Genomic DNA, 15887 nt, shown 5'->3' on the forward strand with positions numbered 1-15887 from the left:
AGCTGAAGTTATTGTAAAGGCACTGTAATTTAAATTGCCCCTGTTGACACAGGCAGTTTACGATAATTAGTATGCAAGCACGAAAACACTACTCACGCGCCCCAGTTACAGAAGCATTGATTGATATACAAGTTCAACTTCCACAAGAAGTTAAACTTGACATTTTGGCGCAGGTGTATTCAAGCATTCAAACTGAGTACTCCAAACGTGAGGAAATGTTTGTATTACAAGGAGAAATGACTGCTGCTGGTGCTAGTGTTGGAGCAACAGCAAGTCAATCTCAAATCGGCTATATGGCCTTCAGTAACGAGCAAAAACAAATTCTTCAAGTGCGTTTGAACGGCTTCACCTTCAGTCGGCTTGCTCCCTACGACTGCTGGGAAACTTTTCGAGATGAAGCAAAGCGACTGTGGAGTATATATCAATCCTTAACATATCCAGCAGCCATTACTCGGTTAGCAGTGAGGTACATTAACAGGCTAGATATTCCCCTACCTGTTAGTGATTTAAAAAATTATTTAAGGACATTTCCTGAAGTTTCCTCTGATTTGCCGCAAGGATTAAGTGGCTACTTTATGCAGCTACAAATTCCTCAAGAACAACTAGAAACAATGCTTGTTCTCAATCAAGCATTAGTTCCTCCTCCAGCACCTAATTTTATTTCTATATTGTTAGATTTAGACCTATTTCTAGAACGGGATATTCCAAAAGATGAAATAAAACTTTGGGAGATTGTGGAACAAATGCACGAACAAAAGAACAACGCTTTTGAAGCTTGCATTACAGAACAAACAAGGGAGTTGATTAAGTAATGGCTAGAATAATCCCTTTACGCCCTAATGACACTTCTACACTACCTAGATTAATTGTACTTGAGCCAAGAGCTACTTCTGTGTTGCAAAGTCCAGAAGGACGAAAGATAGCAGAGAAAACGGAAAATGCTTTGCAAATTTTGGCTCATAGCCAAGAATACTTAGAGTATATTAAAAATATTGGTGAAGTAGATTACAATCCAGTTCCACCAAAACGCTCAGAGCGGGTAGTTATGCGTGCCAAGTTCAAAGGGCGTAAAAAACCTCTGCCGTATCTTTTAGACGAAGAATGACGATAGACCCTTTCTGGGTGCAGGTTAATGAACCCACTCTCATGCAAGGTGATTACCTGCCTGGGTGTCTTGTACCAGTACCATTATTTGACCCTACAACTTTTGGAAAAAAAGATAATGAAACTCAAGAAGTTGAGGTAGAAGTCAACGAATTAGATTTAATTGTTTTAACTCAAAGTTGTGATCTCGACAATAATAAAGTTAATCAAGTAGTTGTATGTACAATTTATCAGATATCAGAATTTGAGGAAGCTAATCCAGCATTTGCAAAAAAGGGCAAATGGAATGAGGTTTTAGCCGGTAGAATTGAAGGATTACATCTACTTGCATCGCCAAGTAATCCTGACAATAATAGGGAAGCATTGGTTGTCAATTTTAGAGAAATATACAGCTTACCTTACAAATATATTTTGAAATACGCCACAGACCTAGATTGTCGGTGGCGATTAAAATCTCCTTACTTAGAACACTTTTCTCAAGCATTCGCAAGATTATTTATGCGGGTCGGCTTGCCATCTTCGATTCCACGTTTTTAGTGAGAGATTATCATTTTATTTACTCGGTTGTCCAAAAGAAACCGGCACATCTCCAGGTGTGGCTGGTGTTTCGCCCGGTGTTGCGGGGGTGGGTTGTTCTGGTGTTGCTACATTCTCAGTTGGTGCAGGCTTTTTGCCAGCTTGACGCTGTTGTTGTTCTTGTAATTTCAGTTGGGCAATTTGCTGGGTAATTTGCTGCATTAGTTGTTCAACTTTGGCAGTTTGTTCGGTATTACCTTGTGTGCGATAGTTATTTAGCGCATTTTTCAAGGCTGCATTTGCTTTTTTGAGTTCGCCCTGATTGTATAAAGTGATGCCTAAGTTATGGTAAGCTACGGCATCTTTAGAGTTTTGGCGAATAGCTTGTTTATAAACATTTATTGCCTCAGCTGTCTGCCCTTGGACTACTAGCAAACCAGCCATATTATTGTAAGCGACAGTATTTTTGGGGTTGAGTTGAATAACTTGACGATAAGCTGCGATCGCATCTTCTAATTTTCCTTGTTCTTGCAGCGCGATAGCTAAGTTAAAAAAGGTATTCTCATTACCGCTATCTAGATTAGCCGCTTGTTGATAAGCTGCGATCGCTTCTTGTGGTTGTCCTAGTTCATGTAACAATACACCCAAGTTGTACTGGGCTGTTGCTATTTTGGGATCTATAACTATAGCTTGGCGATAAGCAGTAACAGCAGCTTCTTTCTGTCCTTGTCGTTGTAACGCTAACCCTAAATTGTAATAAACCTCGCTTTGGTTGGGGTTCATTCTAATCGCCTCACCATATTCTTGCACTGCTGCATCCAGGCGATTTTGTCTTAAGAGAATATTCCCCAAATAATTCCGCGCCATCCCAATATTTGGATCACGTTCCAATGCTTGACGGAAGGCTGATTCCGCACCGTCTAAATCTTTGCGATTATATAACGTTACTCCTTTTTGGTAAAAAATAGCTGCATCCAAATCTTGGGAGATGACATTCTCTGCTAGTAACTTACTTCCCGGTAAATTCATGATTGATGGTGCAGCCAACACCAAAAACGCCGAGGCCGCTGAGATGATTGTTAAATGCGATTTCCGCCAATTAATTACTTGGTGAAACGCCATCTGAGGAAAGCCGCAATACCACTGACGAATTTGATGGTGTTTATACATAAATAGCAGCCTGTATTGTAGTGAGTTCTATATGTCAGAGTACCCACTACAGCAGAGAAAATTACAGTGGTTAGCGGCTAGAAGCTAGAGATGAAAGCTGAAAATTTCATACTTCATACTTTTCTCTCCCTTCTGGCAAAATGAGCATAGCATCACCAAAGGAGTAGAAACGATATCGAGAGGCGATCGCTTCTTGGTATATTTGCAATAATCTTGGTCTGCCAATTAAAGCACTCACCAGCATCAGCAAACTCGAACGCGGCAGGTGAAAATTAGTAATTAACCCATCTACTACCCGCCATTGATAGCCAGGGTAAATAAATAAGTTGGTTTTGCCACAAAATGGTTGTAATTCTCCAGACTGGGCTGCACCTTCTAAAGAGCGTACTACTGTTGTGCCAACTGCAATAATTCTGCCTCCAGCAGCTTTCGTGGCGCGGATTTGTTCGACTGTAACAGCAGGGACTTCAATCCATTCTTCGTGCATTTCGTGGGTGGTGACATCTTCCACTTCCACAGGGCGAAATGTACCGACACCAACATGCAGCGTTACAAATGCCTGATGGATATTGCGATCGCGCAATTTTTTGAGTAATTCTGGAGTAAAGTGTAACCCAGCCGTGGGTGCTGCGATCGCACCTGGTTGTTTGGCATAGACTGTCTGATATTGTTCATCAGCTGCGGCTGTGGTGGTGATATAAGGTGGTAAAGGAATTTCACCAAAATTATCTAACAGTTCTACCAAAGATTTTCCTGGCGGTACATCAAACTGCAACAACCGCCCACCAGTCGCCGCATCATTTTCTAAAACTGTAGCTGTTAATTGGGGAGTAGAGGAATTTTTACCAGAGAAAATAATATGTGAGCCTAATTTAAACCGCTTTCCTGGTTTGACTAAAGCTAACCAACAGTTATTTTGCCTCTCTTCTAACAGTAATACTTCAATTTCTGCACCTGTAGATTTATTCCCGTACAGTCTGGCGGGGATAACTTTTGTATTATTCATCACCAACAAATCCCCAGGGTGCAGGAGTTCTGGCAAATCGCGGAAGATGTGGTGTAGCGGGGCTAAATTGTTACCTGTAGCGGTAGAGTTGATGACTAATAAGCGAGAACTATCTCTGGGAACTACCGGATTTTGAGCAATTAGTTCTGGCGGTAGTATGTAGTCATAGCCAGTTAAGGAACAATCTAACTGTCTGTCTTCTACTCCTGTATCTGTAACTTTATTAAAATTTTCTTTTGTTATTGCTGGCTCCATTGAAGGTTATGCTAATTTTTACGGGTTTATTTGATATTTTCTAAGGAAAACACCATTTCATTCATAGAGTTTTCCAAGGGACATCATTAGGTAATACCTAATGATGGGTTGTAAATTGGGTAAAACTCCCCATTCAAAGACGGGGGCTTCTACCCTACCGCGAAAGTGATCTATTTAGGATGATAGAAGTGTAGGATTGGCTTTGATCCCAAGCACCAACATGGAATATTTGTATTATCTGGCAAATGCCAGTCTAACATTGAGGGTCGTTCAACATCTGCACGCCACGCCCCAGTTACCTGTGTCTTTCGTTACAGTTATTCATCAAATAGATGGCTGGGTGGTTAGGATCAAACTTAAAGGTCAAATCTCAGCGCAACAGGATGGAGACTTTCGAGCTTTTCTAAATGAATTAGGAATTTGCTACGAGCCACCTATGCGTGTACAAATGGCACTTTGGAGTTTGGAAGCTGGGCAGTATCCAGTAGACGTAATGCGCCGCTATCAAGTAGCGATCGTCTCTCATGGTAGCCCAGAGAGAGAAGAAATTGAAGCATTCCGGCAACAGTTTGTTCGTGGATTAGGCTACTGTCCAGAAACTTTAGCGTGAAACTGTTTATCGTGAGGGCGACTAGAAAGAATCTGTAATTGCTGACAAACATATTTCAGTTGTGAGCAATTATTATTCGCCCTCACTTTAATCAGCGAGTTTATATAACAGAAGGCAGGAGTAAAATTCTTACTATTCTGGCATTTAAGCTTTCAAATTGTCCTAACATATCTGACTACCGCTATAAATCAAAGGCTGCTGGAATATATTCTTCCAGAAAAAATTTATTATCCCCTATTGATGCACTAAATAAAGCATCTTGAGCTGATGTAATTTGAGTTTGTAATTTGGATATTTGCTGATAACCCACAATAGCCACATCAAAACGACAGGGATAGTCAGCTTTGTCTGGATATTGAGCTAAAAACATTTCTGCTGTACGCCAGAGTTTTGCTTGTTTTTGTGGGGTGATAGCGTCTCTTCCCCCTGCATCCCAATTTCCTGAACTGCGGGTTTTCACTTCGACAAAAGCGAGTGTAGAGTACTGAGTTATAAGTGCTGAGTGCTGTCCCTCTTGTTCTCCTTGTCCCCCTTCTCCCCCTTGTCTCCCTTGTCCCTCTTCTCCCCCTTGTACCTCTTGATATTGAGCAATAATATCAATCTCTCCCCAACGACAAGAAAAGCGCCGATGTAGTATCAACCAACCTGTAGACTGTAACCATTGTGTAACTAAGTCTTCACCTAGTTGACCAATATCGAGATAATGGGATGGAGGATGATTCGCCATTGGTGAAAAGTACCATGAATTCTAGGTTAAGCGATCGCATTTGGGCAAGCATACTCAGTTTATTGCTGTGGGCTGTTTTTAGCGTCACAGCCATTTTTAGTTATACCCCCACAGCTTTAGGACTCGAATATAACAAAGAAATCTTGATAGAGGCTGATTTTTCTGGGCGTGATTTAACAGATTCTAGCTTTACCAAAGCTAATCTCCGTCAAAGTAACTTCAGCAATAGTAACTTGCGTGGCGTGAGTTTCTTTGCGGCTAATTTGGAATCAGCAAATTTACAGAGTACTGACTTAACAAATGCCACGTTAGACTCAGCACGTCTGATTAAAGCAAATCTGACTAATGCAGTTTTAGAAGGTGCGTTTGCGGCTAATGCCAAATTTGACGGTGCAATTATTGATGGAGCAGATTTTACTGATGTTCTGCTGCGTCCAGATGAACAAAAAAAAATTATGCAAGGTAGCTAAAGGTACTAATCCCACTACAGGACGAGACACTCGTGATACGTTGTTTTGTCCTTAACAGGAATTACGGAGAAAGGTTTTTTTGAGAATGGGTTTAGGGGTTTAAGGGTATGTGGGTGTAAGGGTTTTAAATACATACATCCTTATGGAGCAATACGGTTCAGTTAATTTAATCTTACTGTTACCTGTTGCCCGTTCCCTGTTCCCTACCCCGAAGGGTTGGTGAGTTCTTTTCCAGGAGGTGACTGTGGCGCGTAAACGCTTAGTAATTGAGATGGGGATGGGTGTAGATCAGCATGGACAGGAACCAACTGTAGCAGCTGCAAGAGCAGTCCGCAATGCGATCGCCCATAATGCTTTACCAGGAGTTTGGGAAGTGGCTGGGTTGAATGATCCCAATGAGATGATTGTAGAAGTGCAAGTAGCAGTACCTTATCCCGAACAAGTGAGAACAGATGAGGTTCTCGCAGTACTACCCTTTGGACGCAAAACGATTAATGTCGAATCTGGCGGAATGGTGGTTCAGGGACGGGCAATTCCTTCTCTCAATGATAAAAATGATGATATGTTAATTGCGATCGCTGCGGTGACAGTCCTTATCGAAACAGACTAAGCTTGGTTTTCCGATTTCTGCACATCCTCAACACCATGAGAAATCGAGGCTAAGGGTTGAGTTGATACATCTAATTGCGGTTGTGGCGTTTCGAGTGATGCCGCAATTGACGTATCACTGAAGTAAGAACCTACAATTTTGTCATAATTAGAAGCAACGGCTAAAAATGCCCCACCTAAAATATAAATGGGCAATGGTAAAGAAAATTCTTGTAACCAGTCAAACAGTTCTGCCAAGGCGAACAATAGTACAAAGCAAGCAATCCAAACTCTCATCTTTCCATCCCCATAACCAAATAACTCTACTAGTTTACTAATAGGGTAGACAGATTGCATGATAGCTGATGTGGACTGAAACACATACCCCAGAATTCAGGCTTTGCCGTGAGCCTCAGCCGAACTGAGTCAGAATTCAGGAGAAAAATAGCCTCTCTACCTTTACCCGATTGAAAATATGCCGTATTTATTGGGATTGGTGTTGGCGATCGCTTCCCCATCCACATCTTTAGGTAGAGGTATCCAGCCAATTAAATTCTAACTTTTGTCAGTATTTATAACAGCAACTTAGATTAATAATGACTATAATAAAGATATTTGAATAAGTGGTAATTGACTAAATTAAAATGGCAAATTTTACTTTATCAAATATTTTTTTAACCCTAGGTATTGTTTTTCTAGTGATTTCTGTCTTAGGTCAATCAAAATTAGGATTTATTGAAATTAACCCAGGCTGTTTTGGTAGAGTATTAGCCTTAATTATCGGGGTTGCTAGTTTAGCTTTTGTCCTTTTAGGTAGCAATTTTTCTGTAGAAACTATTGACTTAATTAGAAACTATTTGGCAAAGGCTATTCAGCAAAACATCCCCCAAATTAACGAACTGCTCAATTCTTAATTATAAATCAATTAATACCAATTTAATATGAAGCTGCATAGAATAGAGCTTCCAGGATAAAGTTATAAGAAGAGATAGAAATTACCTGATCAAATGTAAGTTGGTCAAATATTTCTTGGATGCGCTCGCGTAAAGTTTGTAAAGAAGAGAAAATTTGATTTTTAAGTGGTTTTTTGAGAAGTTGCCAAAGTCGTTCGATAGGATTAAGTTCAGGAGACGAAGGTGGTTGAAACAGAGGAATAATATTCTCCGGCCAACGAATCGCTGAACTTGTATGAGCAGGGGCTTGGTCAACCTGTAAAATAGCGTAATCGCCACCTAATTGCACACAGAGCCAGTCCAAAAACTGCTGAAAACACTCGCCATCCAGTTTTGGGTACTCATAATGTTGTGGTCTCCAGTCAATGGTTCAATGGCACCATAAATCCAAAAATTGTCTCGTGGCCATTTCACCGTAACTATAAAAACCTTTCCCTGTCTCCAGTTCCTGCTTGAGGGCAGCGAGTACCTCATCATTAATTTTTCGGTTTGCTCCAGGTGCTTTCTTAATTTCTAGCAAGCCAGACAGTCCACTGGCTCTATACTTTTGCAACCATCTTGTCACCGTTGATGTATCTCTACCCAAACGTTGCCCTATTTCCCGTTGTTCCTTAACTTGCCCACTTTTGAGCCACCACAACATCTGTAACTTTTCTTTCTGGTTTCCTGACGACACTGTTTTTAGGCGTTTTTTTCAGTTCCTCTTCGCTCTCGGCGATCTCAATTTTAAATGGGCGGCTCATGGTCGGGTTAACTTAACAAGTTTGCTTCTCCCCATTATATGCAGCTTCATTTTTAATTGGTATAAGCGGATTTCGAGAGTAATCCTATGATAATTTTCTTCTGTTATAAGCTCTCTAGAGATTGTGGTGCAAACATATAGTCTGTACCACAATATTTCCATTTATTTAAATTTAGACTTATTACAAAAGCAGTTGATTGGATTAAAAATAAGCTCCTACCAAACTATAAGTTAAACTAGCTAATACCAACATAGTGACAACTATATAAGTTAATTCTCGCTTTATAGTAAAAGCCAATAAAGAAATAATTACACGTAAAATTGGGGTGGCGATTAATAGTAATAATCCTAATTGAATAATTCCGCGACGGCTACCAGATAAAACTGCATTGATTACACCATTTGGTGAGCGAAACTCTGATGGTTCACCGTGAAAAATTTGATATGTCGCAGGCTCTGAACCGTGGTGAATTAAATATAAAATGCCGCCTAACAAAACAACAGAACTAGCTATTAATACACCATACTTTAAAAGATTGCTGAGTATATATTCTAATTGCTGTTCACTGGGGGTTTTGCTGGCTATATGACTGGCATTAATCTCACTGCTATTGTGTTGTTCTTCTAATTGTTGAATATCAGAATCTGGTTCTGCTGGTGGTAAGGTAATTGCTGCCACTTCAGCTTCTGGTGATGCTGATGAGTGCCAACGAAAACTAGAATTAACCTCATACTTATACATTTTACAGCCCCCCTATTAGACTGTTGTAGACCATTTTAAAAGCCATTACCACCAGCACAAGACTGAAAATAATTCGTAAAATTTGTGTTTTAGCACCTATGAGTACTTTTGCTCCTAAAAAAGCGCCAGGTAATACTCCTAACATTACCGGCATTGATAATCCCGGATCGATGTAACCCCTGGCTAAATAAACGCCGGCTGATGCGGCAGCGGTGACACCAATCATAAAATTGCTAGTAGTGGTTGAAACTTTAAAAGGTATACGCATGGCTTGATCCATTGCTAGTACCTTGAATGCGCCTGAACCAATACCCAGTAATCCCGACAATATTCCAGCAACAAACATGACACTAAAACCTGCTGGTACTGAATGAACTTGGTAAGACATCAAGCCATCTGGAGTGGGATAAGTACCATTAAGGTGGAAATAATTTGCTAAGGGATCTGCGGGTTGATTTTGATCAATTTCAATTCTTGGGCGTTGTGAAAGATATGCAGAATATATCAAGACGATCGCCAAAACAATTGTTAGCATTTTTACTGAGACAAACACCGCAATCATCGCACCAATAATTGCCCCAATTGTGGTTGCAACTTCTAAAAACATCCCTAAGCGCAAGTTGGTGTAGCCTTTTTTGATATATGTTGAGGCTGCACCCAAGGAAGTAGCAATCACAGACACCAATGAAGCACCAACAGCGTAGCGAATATCTACGCCAAAGACTGAAGTTAATAGGGGGACAATAACAACTCCGCCACCTAAACCCGTCAACGCACCAACAAAGCCAGCACTAAATGAGCCAAGCCAAACTAATAGAGAAAATTCTAGTATGTTCAAATCTCATACCTCTATTGATATGTGGAAATCTTGAGATATTTTGCGAATGAATCTCCTGCCGATTGGGTTTTATTTAAGATAAATTTAATAACGTTAAGCTACCACTATCGATAACGATAAAAGCGCCTAATCCCATGAGAACAAAAGGCATAAAATTATTCCCATAACGAGTTAATAAGTTAGCGATCGCAGTTTGGTTAGTTAATTTATTAGCTAAGTAACACAAACATCCCACCAAGGTGAAAAACACACCCAAAATTACCAACAAACTTTCCCAACTGGCGCTGGCGAACAAAGGCACATAAATACTAATGTTGTCAGTACCATTAGCAAACGTCACCGCGGCGACACTGTAAGTTTGTAAATTGAATAATTTGGCTAAAAGAGTGTCTGGTGATGTTTCTGTTTGGGGTTCAACGGCTGCTGATTCATCTTCTGCTTGATTCAACAAACACTTGATGCCAATAGCAATGGGAACTAAGCCAAATAATCCAATCCAAGGACGTGGTAGGATTAAGCCACCAAAAAAACCTGGCAGACTGGCCATTACCAGTGCGGTAAAACCAAGATACTGTCCGGCAATGATTTGCCAACGGCGAAACCTGGCGTTAATCTGGGAAAAAAATAGCGTTAATATCACTAAATCGTCGATATTTGTGGCGCTAAAGGCAAATGCCCCGGTACTAATTGTGGTAACTAACCCGTTCATATCAATTTAAATCAATTCAGAATTTTTGTAATTAAAAGATGCAAAAACTTAAGGAATTTTGCTGCGATCGCTAAATCGGGCGTGAATTTCTTCAATTCCTCGGTGCATTCCTGCAACTAAATGGGGAGAACGTCTTCTTTTGACAATGAACCAGCCACTCGTAGCGACTATGTACATCAAAAATAAATAGGGAAAAGCATCATAAGGTGCTTCAGGAACTGGGAAGAGGCTGCTACCAGGGATGCCGACACTACCCAAAACCGGAATCATCATAAAGCCAACGCCAAGAATAGAAAACACGATATCTCGGCGGCGCAGTTGCTTGATTTTATACAGATAAACAGGTGCAGCAATAGAAATCAAGATATAGACACTCAAGAACCCATAGCTACAAATAGCCCCCAAGTATCCCATACACTCGAATAATTTGATATTAAATAATGACATCCCCGCCGGCACGAGGAATGTCATCAAAGAACACATTGTGACTGCAACATGAGGTGTTTTATTCGCTGAGTGCGCCGTACCTAAAGATGAATGAAATAAACCATGACGCGCCATCAAAAAGAAGACTCTAGAGGCGGGGTTAATGCTGCCTAAAATGCAAGCAAAGAAGCTAAATAACGCACCTAAACCTACTAATTCACCCAAGAAACCTACTCCCGCCTGTCGGGATAAAAAACCCAAAGGTTCTTCTGTGTTGGTAATAGATACGCCAGCGCCGTTGAATCCCAACACTTCTATATAAGTTGTGCAAATATAAAACAACCCAGCTAAAATCACACTACCCATTACCGATTTTGGGATGGTTCGCAGAGGATTTTTGGCTTCATCACCCAAAGATGTCGCACTTTCAAAGCCAGAGAACGCAAACATCACCAAAACCAGTCCTGTAGCTACGCTACCTGGAGTCGCACCAGTCAAAGTTAACTGGGACATATCCAACGCAAAACCTTTGTGCGCCCAGATAATTATGCACAACACAGCAATTAAAACAATTGATATACCTTCCATCCACAGCATAGCGACAGCAGAAAGTTGGATATCTTTATAAGCGGCATACCAAGAAATTCCTGCACCGATCGCCAGTAATGTAATACTTGAAGGATGAATGCCCAAATGCCCAATTAAAACACCACTAAAATTGGCAAAACCGCAAAGAACAGACATCCCAGTGAATAAATAAGCCAGTACTAAACTCCAGCCACAAACTACTCCTGCTGTCGCACCTAAACCTTTGGTGATGTAGGAATAAAGTGAACCTGGAGATGCTGTTCGACTAGCAAATTGATTGATATTAATACTGACAAATAATAGTCCAATTAAGCCAATCAAAAAACTGAGCCAGGTGCCGCTTCCGGAAAGTGCAACGATTAAGCCAATATTAGATGCGGGTATTGTTGTTGGTGCAATTACCGCAAAAGATTGCGCTAGAACTTCCGTAAAAGAAAGACATTCTGGCTTTAAACCATGAAGACTCTGATGAGAAGAAATTTCCTTGTTCATCTTGCAAGTTTTAGTTTAGCGAATGGCGCATAAACGATAGTTTTTATAACAAATTAGGAGAGAGTTTTTAGTTGAACCATACTAAGAAACAAGCCCTAAGTTTTACTTACAGATATCGATATATCTATCAATGGGCAGCGCCTATCGTTAGTTTTATTTCTCAAGATAGATTTAATACTACCCTATGTATTTTCTACAATCAAGTAGACAAAAAAAATTAAATTTAATCATTTATTAATTTGAGCAAATCCCTAAATCTACATGGGTATATGAGAGATTTTGTATTTTAATTGCCGCAGAAATTCTCTTGCTGATTGTGCAGAAAAATACCCACAAACATCATCGGAATAAGTGCCATTTAGCCCCTGAAGTTATGAGGTTATGACATATCTAAAGAAAATATAAAGATAAATTAGGAAACAGTACCAAAACATGAGATTCTCAAAAATAGAATGATAAATTTGTCTAGTTGATATGCAGTAATTAGCCAGAAAAACAAGCTAATAAATTCAAAATTCAGTATTTCTCATCAAAAATTTAACTTTGATAGTTGATGAAAATATTGACAAGATGGTTGAGATAGTCATAAGCTGCAATTTTGTAAAAATGGGTACATAGATATGAAAAGATTTAAATACTTTTTGCTGACAGTTATATTATTTGTAAGTTTAGTATTCGCTCCACCTGCTTTAGCTGATCGCCCAAAGGTTAGCAAAAATCCTGATTATATAAATCTGACTAAAGAGCTAGATCAATTTCTTTCTGCCAAAGCAACACAAGAGCAATTAGAAGGTTACACACCAGAACAAATTGACCAAAAAATCAATGAATTAGAATTACAAAAATACGCTTTTGAGTCAGGAATTGACTGGGGACAATGTACCAATCAAACAGGAAAAACTATAGCTATCTACGGGCCAGAACCAAATTTAGATGATGATGAATATTCAAAAGGAGCAGCACTTTATTTTTTAGCTGATGGCGCAACAACTCAAGATAGATGGAATTGCAAAGGTATCTATCTACCCGCAGATGTAAATGCTGTAGCGTTAAATCCTGACCGTCCTGGTCAAGAATTTGTGGGTGATGTTGTACTGAAGGTTCCGAATGGAACAAACTTAGTTCTTAAGACAAATGCTGATACTGGGGCAATTGAATTTAATCAAGTTGGCGCTACAATTCTCCCAGCTAGTGATGTCAACTGGTTTATTCCCAAAGTGTCGCAGACAATTGTTGAAGCTCATGTTGCAACTGCACCGACAAAGAAGGGGTGAGTAGGAAAGTTGGGAGTAGCATTAAAGTCAGGACTTCCGCAAAAAAGTTATCTGTTAAGAATGGGTGTAAGGGTTTTAAACATGTACACCCTATCCCAAACCCTTAATTTTTCGTCTTACTGAGAATGATATCACCCATAGCTTTAAGTTCTAGCGCAGTCAACATCTTTGATGCAGACTTGCACTAGTAGTTTTTACCAAAAGATTCACTCATTAGCGGCTAACTTTTCCTGTTCTTCTGGGAGTAAAGTAGTTTCCGCAGCAGGCTGCACACCAGGGACAGGTACAGTTTTCACCAGATGGGGTTTAATAATCATACTCACACCAGTTCCCCAAGCGATCGCCACCATCCAACCTGCGAGAATATCACTAGGAAAGTGAACACCTAAATACAGGCGTGTCCAGGCAATAGTTAATACATACAGGCTACCAACAATCCACGCCAACCAGCGCCAAGAACTCTGCCAAGCTAAAATCAACACGATGATAGCCAGAGTAGTACTCGTCATGGCATGGCCGCTAGGAAAGGCAAAATCTAACTCTGGTGCAAGAGATTTCCACAAATCTGGGCGGAGACGATGCCATAATTCTTTGGCTGTGCGGTTGATGAAGGCGCTTCCCAAGGCAGTGATGAGCAAGTAAACTAGCGATCGCCAGCGTTTCTGCCAGAGTAATATCAGGGCAATTGTAGTTAAAATCGGCAGAACAGTCCAAAACGAGCCTAACTTAGTCAGCACCACCGCCAGAGTATCTAACTGGGGGTTGGCTGTAGAGTGAACTGCTAACAAAATCGGCACATCCCAAGGGAAGCCAACTTGATATTGCCAAACTTGGACTGCCAAAACTTGAAATATCTGCAATGGTAAATATACTCCAAGAAATAGGAGTAAAAGCGATCGCCAACGGGCAACCAGCAGATTCTTGATAAAAGAAACAGGTGTTTTTTTCTCTGCATCCATATCAACTTTGTGCCTTTGTAAAAATCGGGGTGTCGGGGTGTCGGGTGTAAGTGAATCAAACCCTACACCCTTTACACCCTTACACCCTTACACCCAATCTCAACAACTAACCTTTAGGGATAATTCATACTTTTGATTGCAAACGTAAAGCCACACTACCAGCATGGGCTGGTAAACCTTCCGCCTCAGCTAAAGTCACCGCAGCTTTACCAATTTCTTGCAACGCGGCTTGATTGCATTCTAAATAAGTAATGCGTTTGAGAAAATCGTACACACTCAAACCAGAAGCAAACCGCGCCGAACGGGAAGTTGGTAAGACATGGTTAGGGCCGCCCAAATAATCACCAATGGCTTCTGGGGTGTAACGTCCTAAAAATAAACTGCCGGCGCATTTAATTTGACTAGCTAGTAACTGTGGGTTATCTACACATAACTCGACGTGTTCAGGAGCCAATTGATTCAGCAACGGTATACTTTCTGCCAAATCACTCACTACAATAACTGCACCATGATTTTGCCAACTAGCACTCGCTACTGCTTGAGTAGACAGCTTGGTAAGAACTAATTCAACGGCGGTAATAACTTGCTGGGCGAAAATTTCCGAATCAGTAATTAAAATAGATTGGGCGCTGGGGTCATGTTCTGCTTGCGATAATAAATCCCAAGCTATCCACTCTGGGTTATTTTTATCGTCAGCTACCACCAAAATTTCCGAGGGGCCAGCGATGCTATCGATACCCACAGTACCAAATACCTGCCGCTTGGCTTCCGCAACATAAGCATTACCAGGGCCAACAACTTTATCTACAGGTTTAATCGTTTCTGTACCGTAGGCGAGGGCGGCTACTGCTTGCGCCCCACCAATACTATATATTTCTGTTACGCCAGCCACCTGCGCCGCCGCTAACACAGCCGGGTTAATTTCACCCCGTGGTATGGGTACTGTCATCACAATGCGTTCTACCCCGGCAATTTTGGCTGGTAAAGCATTCATCAACACCGAACTGGGATAGCTGGCGCGTCCACCAGGGACGTAGATACCAACTTGAGAGAGAGAAACCCAATTTAAACCGAGCTTTACCCCTGTTGCGTCGGTGTAACCAATATCTTGGGGCAGTTGTTTTTGGTGAAAGCGGCTAATGCGTTCGGCGGCTAATTCCAGGGCAGCTTTGACATCACCAGGACATTTGGCGGCTTGGGTGGCAATAAAATCGGCACTCAGATGCAAAGATTCTGGGCTGAAATGGTCGAAACGGCTAGTATATTCCTTAACTGCGGCATCACCCCGCACTTTTACATCAGCCAGAATGCCGCGTACTGTACCACTAACATCAACCGTGGCTTCCCGGCGATTATTGACGAGTGCTTGGAACGCGGTGGAAAAATCTGTGTCAGTTGTTTTAAGTAGCTGCATGGACAATATCTTTGAAATCAGTGCAGGTTAGCAGTCAGGATATTAATTAGTGTAGAGTATGAGGCGATTGCCCGGTGGGGTTGCTGGTAAATACTACAATAATTGCAACCTCTCTCGGCACCTCTGCTTTCGGTCGCCGAGCGACTTGTCCTGAGAGCAGTTGTTATAACGTTAGCGTCTATATGAATTAGCGATCGCTATTACTGAAGGTATAGAAAATATAGTCGTGCTAGGCCAGTACAAAAATTGTTATCAAAAGGGTTGAACCGTCTACCATATTCATTGGGATGCCTCCAGGAATGGT

The 15887-nt window shown here is 41.0% G+C and carries 19 protein-coding genes and 1 pseudogene; 8 read left to right on the forward strand and 12 right to left on the reverse strand.

Annotation, left to right across the window (positions count from 1 at the left end):
* The first annotated feature begins 71 nt into the window (after positions 1-71).
* From ACX27_RS25435 to ACX27_RS25445, 3 genes are read left to right on the forward strand one after another with little or no spacing between them, the layout of a single operon-like run.
* Positions 72-812 (forward strand): TIGR04255 family protein, encoded by a 741-nt coding sequence (locus ACX27_RS25435; RefSeq protein ID WP_062296516.1) that lies wholly within the window; start codon positions 72-74, stop codon positions 810-812.
* On the forward strand, positions 812-1105 hold the full coding sequence (locus tag ACX27_RS25440) for a hypothetical protein (RefSeq protein WP_062296518.1): 294 nt from the start codon (positions 812-814) through the stop codon (positions 1103-1105). The genes ACX27_RS25435 and ACX27_RS25440 overlap by 1 nt, the downstream gene beginning before the upstream one ends.
* Positions 1102-1641, forward strand: coding sequence for a hypothetical protein (locus tag ACX27_RS25445; protein WP_062296520.1), 540 nt, complete (start codon positions 1102-1104; stop codon positions 1639-1641). The genes ACX27_RS25440 and ACX27_RS25445 overlap by 4 nt, the downstream gene beginning before the upstream one ends.
* Positions 1642-1656: 15 nt before the next feature.
* Here the strand turns inward: ACX27_RS25445 and ACX27_RS25450 are convergent, their stop codons facing one another.
* Entirely contained in the window at positions 1657-2790 is a 1134-nt protein-coding gene (locus ACX27_RS25450) for a tetratricopeptide repeat protein (RefSeq protein ID WP_062296522.1), read from the reverse strand.
* Between the two features lie 106 nt (positions 2791-2896).
* The gene (gene queA / locus ACX27_RS25455; RefSeq protein WP_062296524.1) at positions 2897-4051 is read right to left on the reverse strand and encodes a tRNA preQ1(34) S-adenosylmethionine ribosyltransferase-isomerase QueA; all 1155 of its coding nucleotides are present in this window, start codon (positions 4049-4051) and stop codon (positions 2897-2899) included.
* 220 nt (positions 4052-4271) lie between these two features.
* Between queA and ACX27_RS25460 the strand changes: the two genes are divergently transcribed.
* Positions 4272-4661, forward strand: coding sequence for a hypothetical protein (locus ACX27_RS25460; RefSeq protein WP_062296526.1), 390 nt, complete (start codon positions 4272-4274; stop codon positions 4659-4661).
* Between the two features lie 181 nt (positions 4662-4842).
* Here the strand turns inward: ACX27_RS25460 and ACX27_RS25465 are convergent, their stop codons facing one another.
* Positions 4843-5388, reverse strand: a complete 546-nt coding sequence (locus ACX27_RS25465; protein WP_062296528.1) for a YraN family protein — start codon at positions 5386-5388, stop codon at positions 4843-4845.
* A 14-nt stretch (positions 5389-5402) separates the two neighbouring features.
* Between ACX27_RS25465 and ACX27_RS25470 the strand changes: the two are divergent.
* A pseudogene (locus ACX27_RS25470) lies at positions 5403-5913 on the forward strand (pentapeptide repeat-containing protein).
* Positions 5914-6102: 189 nt separating this feature from the next.
* Positions 6103-6468, forward strand: coding sequence for a Lin0512 family protein (locus ACX27_RS25475; protein ID WP_062296530.1), 366 nt, complete (start codon positions 6103-6105; stop codon positions 6466-6468).
* On the opposite strand, the gene ACX27_RS25480 is transcribed toward ACX27_RS25475, so the two are convergent.
* Entirely contained in the window at positions 6465-6743 is a 279-nt protein-coding gene (locus tag ACX27_RS25480; RefSeq protein WP_062298570.1) for a hypothetical protein, read from the reverse strand. The two genes, ACX27_RS25475 and ACX27_RS25480, sit on opposite strands and share 4 nt — an antisense overlap.
* 347 nt (positions 6744-7090) lie before the next feature.
* On the opposite strand from ACX27_RS25480, the gene ACX27_RS25485 reads away from it, so the two are divergent.
* A complete protein-coding gene (locus ACX27_RS25485; RefSeq protein ID WP_062296532.1) occupies positions 7091-7360 on the forward strand; it encodes a hypothetical protein in 270 nt (89 codons plus the stop codon).
* A 22-nt stretch (positions 7361-7382) separates the two neighbouring features.
* Here ACX27_RS25485 and ACX27_RS25490 read toward each other — a convergent pair whose 3' ends face one another.
* From ACX27_RS25490 to ACX27_RS25515, 6 genes are all read right to left on the reverse strand, one after another.
* A complete protein-coding gene (locus tag ACX27_RS25490; RefSeq protein WP_144427527.1) occupies positions 7383-7766 on the reverse strand; it encodes a transposase in 384 nt (127 codons plus the stop codon).
* 3 nt (positions 7767-7769) lie between these two features.
* Positions 7770-8075, reverse strand: a complete 306-nt coding sequence (locus ACX27_RS25495; protein ID WP_144427528.1) for a helix-turn-helix domain-containing protein — start codon at positions 8073-8075, stop codon at positions 7770-7772.
* Between the two features lie 268 nt (positions 8076-8343).
* Complete coding sequence (locus ACX27_RS25500; protein WP_062296534.1) at positions 8344-8883, reverse strand: DUF1634 domain-containing protein; 540 nt, start codon at positions 8881-8883, stop codon at positions 8344-8346.
* A gap of 1 nt (position 8884) precedes the next feature.
* Positions 8885-9721: a sulfite exporter TauE/SafE family protein gene (locus ACX27_RS25505; protein WP_062296536.1), complete on the reverse strand. Its 837-nt coding sequence runs from the start codon at positions 9719-9721 to the stop codon at positions 8885-8887.
* A 73-nt stretch (positions 9722-9794) separates the two neighbouring features.
* A complete protein-coding gene (locus ACX27_RS25510; RefSeq protein WP_062296539.1) occupies positions 9795-10430 on the reverse strand; it encodes a cadmium resistance transporter in 636 nt (211 codons plus the stop codon).
* A 48-nt stretch (positions 10431-10478) separates the two neighbouring features.
* Positions 10479-11936 (reverse strand): APC family permease, encoded by a 1458-nt coding sequence (locus tag ACX27_RS25515; protein WP_062296540.1) that lies wholly within the window; start codon positions 11934-11936, stop codon positions 10479-10481.
* Between the two features lie 620 nt (positions 11937-12556).
* On the opposite strand from ACX27_RS25515, the gene ACX27_RS25520 reads away from it, so the two are divergent.
* Positions 12557-13210 (forward strand): hypothetical protein, encoded by a 654-nt coding sequence (locus tag ACX27_RS25520; protein ID WP_062296541.1) that lies wholly within the window; start codon positions 12557-12559, stop codon positions 13208-13210.
* Positions 13211-13416: 206 nt separating this feature from the next.
* Here the strand turns inward: ACX27_RS25520 and ACX27_RS25525 are convergent, their stop codons facing one another.
* Positions 13417-14169: a phosphatase PAP2 family protein gene (locus ACX27_RS25525; protein ID WP_062296542.1), complete on the reverse strand. Its 753-nt coding sequence runs from the start codon at positions 14167-14169 to the stop codon at positions 13417-13419.
* A 124-nt stretch (positions 14170-14293) separates the two neighbouring features.
* Positions 14294-15583 (reverse strand): histidinol dehydrogenase, encoded by a 1290-nt coding sequence (hisD, locus tag ACX27_RS25530; protein WP_062296543.1) that lies wholly within the window; start codon positions 15581-15583, stop codon positions 14294-14296.
* Positions 15584-15887 lie beyond the last annotated feature (304 nt).

The sequence above is a fragment of the Nostoc piscinale CENA21 genome, assembly GCF_001298445.1.
GTDB lineage: Bacteria > Cyanobacteriota > Cyanobacteriia > Cyanobacteriales > Nostocaceae > Nostoc_B > Nostoc_B piscinale_A.

What these genes read in the sequence shown, in the direction of transcription:
- ACX27_RS25460 (WP_062296526.1), top strand. Translation starts at nt 4,272, where the DNA reads ATGGAATATTTGTATTATCTGGCAAATGCCAGTCTAACATTGAGGGTC.
- ACX27_RS25510 (WP_062296539.1), bottom strand. Translation starts at nt 10,430, where the DNA reads ATGAACGGGTTAGTTACCACAATTAGTACCGGGGCATTTGCCTTTAGC.
- ACX27_RS25440 (WP_062296518.1), top strand. Translation starts at nt 812, where the DNA reads ATGGCTAGAATAATCCCTTTACGCCCTAATGACACTTCTACACTACCT.
- ACX27_RS25450 (WP_062296522.1), bottom strand. Translation starts at nt 2,790, where the DNA reads ATGTATAAACACCATCAAATTCGTCAGTGGTATTGCGGCTTTCCTCAG.
- ACX27_RS25480 (WP_062298570.1), bottom strand. Translation starts at nt 6,743, where the DNA reads ATGAGAGTTTGGATTGCTTGCTTTGTACTATTGTTCGCCTTGGCAGAA.
- ACX27_RS25465 (WP_062296528.1), bottom strand. Translation starts at nt 5,388, where the DNA reads ATGGCGAATCATCCTCCATCCCATTATCTCGATATTGGTCAACTAGGT.
- ACX27_RS25515 (WP_062296540.1), bottom strand. Translation starts at nt 11,936, where the DNA reads ATGAACAAGGAAATTTCTTCTCATCAGAGTCTTCATGGTTTAAAGCCA.
- queA (WP_062296524.1), bottom strand. Translation starts at nt 4,051, where the DNA reads ATGGAGCCAGCAATAACAAAAGAAAATTTTAATAAAGTTACAGATACA.
- ACX27_RS25445 (WP_062296520.1), top strand. Translation starts at nt 1,102, where the DNA reads ATGACGATAGACCCTTTCTGGGTGCAGGTTAATGAACCCACTCTCATG.
- ACX27_RS25485 (WP_062296532.1), top strand. Translation starts at nt 7,091, where the DNA reads ATGGCAAATTTTACTTTATCAAATATTTTTTTAACCCTAGGTATTGTT.
- ACX27_RS25500 (WP_062296534.1), bottom strand. Translation starts at nt 8,883, where the DNA reads ATGTATAAGTATGAGGTTAATTCTAGTTTTCGTTGGCACTCATCAGCA.
- ACX27_RS25525 (WP_062296542.1), bottom strand. Translation starts at nt 14,169, where the DNA reads ATGGATGCAGAGAAAAAAACACCTGTTTCTTTTATCAAGAATCTGCTG.
- ACX27_RS25435 (WP_062296516.1), top strand. Translation starts at nt 72, where the DNA reads ATGCAAGCACGAAAACACTACTCACGCGCCCCAGTTACAGAAGCATTG.
- ACX27_RS25520 (WP_062296541.1), top strand. Translation starts at nt 12,557, where the DNA reads ATGAAAAGATTTAAATACTTTTTGCTGACAGTTATATTATTTGTAAGT.
- hisD (WP_062296543.1), bottom strand. Translation starts at nt 15,583, where the DNA reads ATGCAGCTACTTAAAACAACTGACACAGATTTTTCCACCGCGTTCCAA.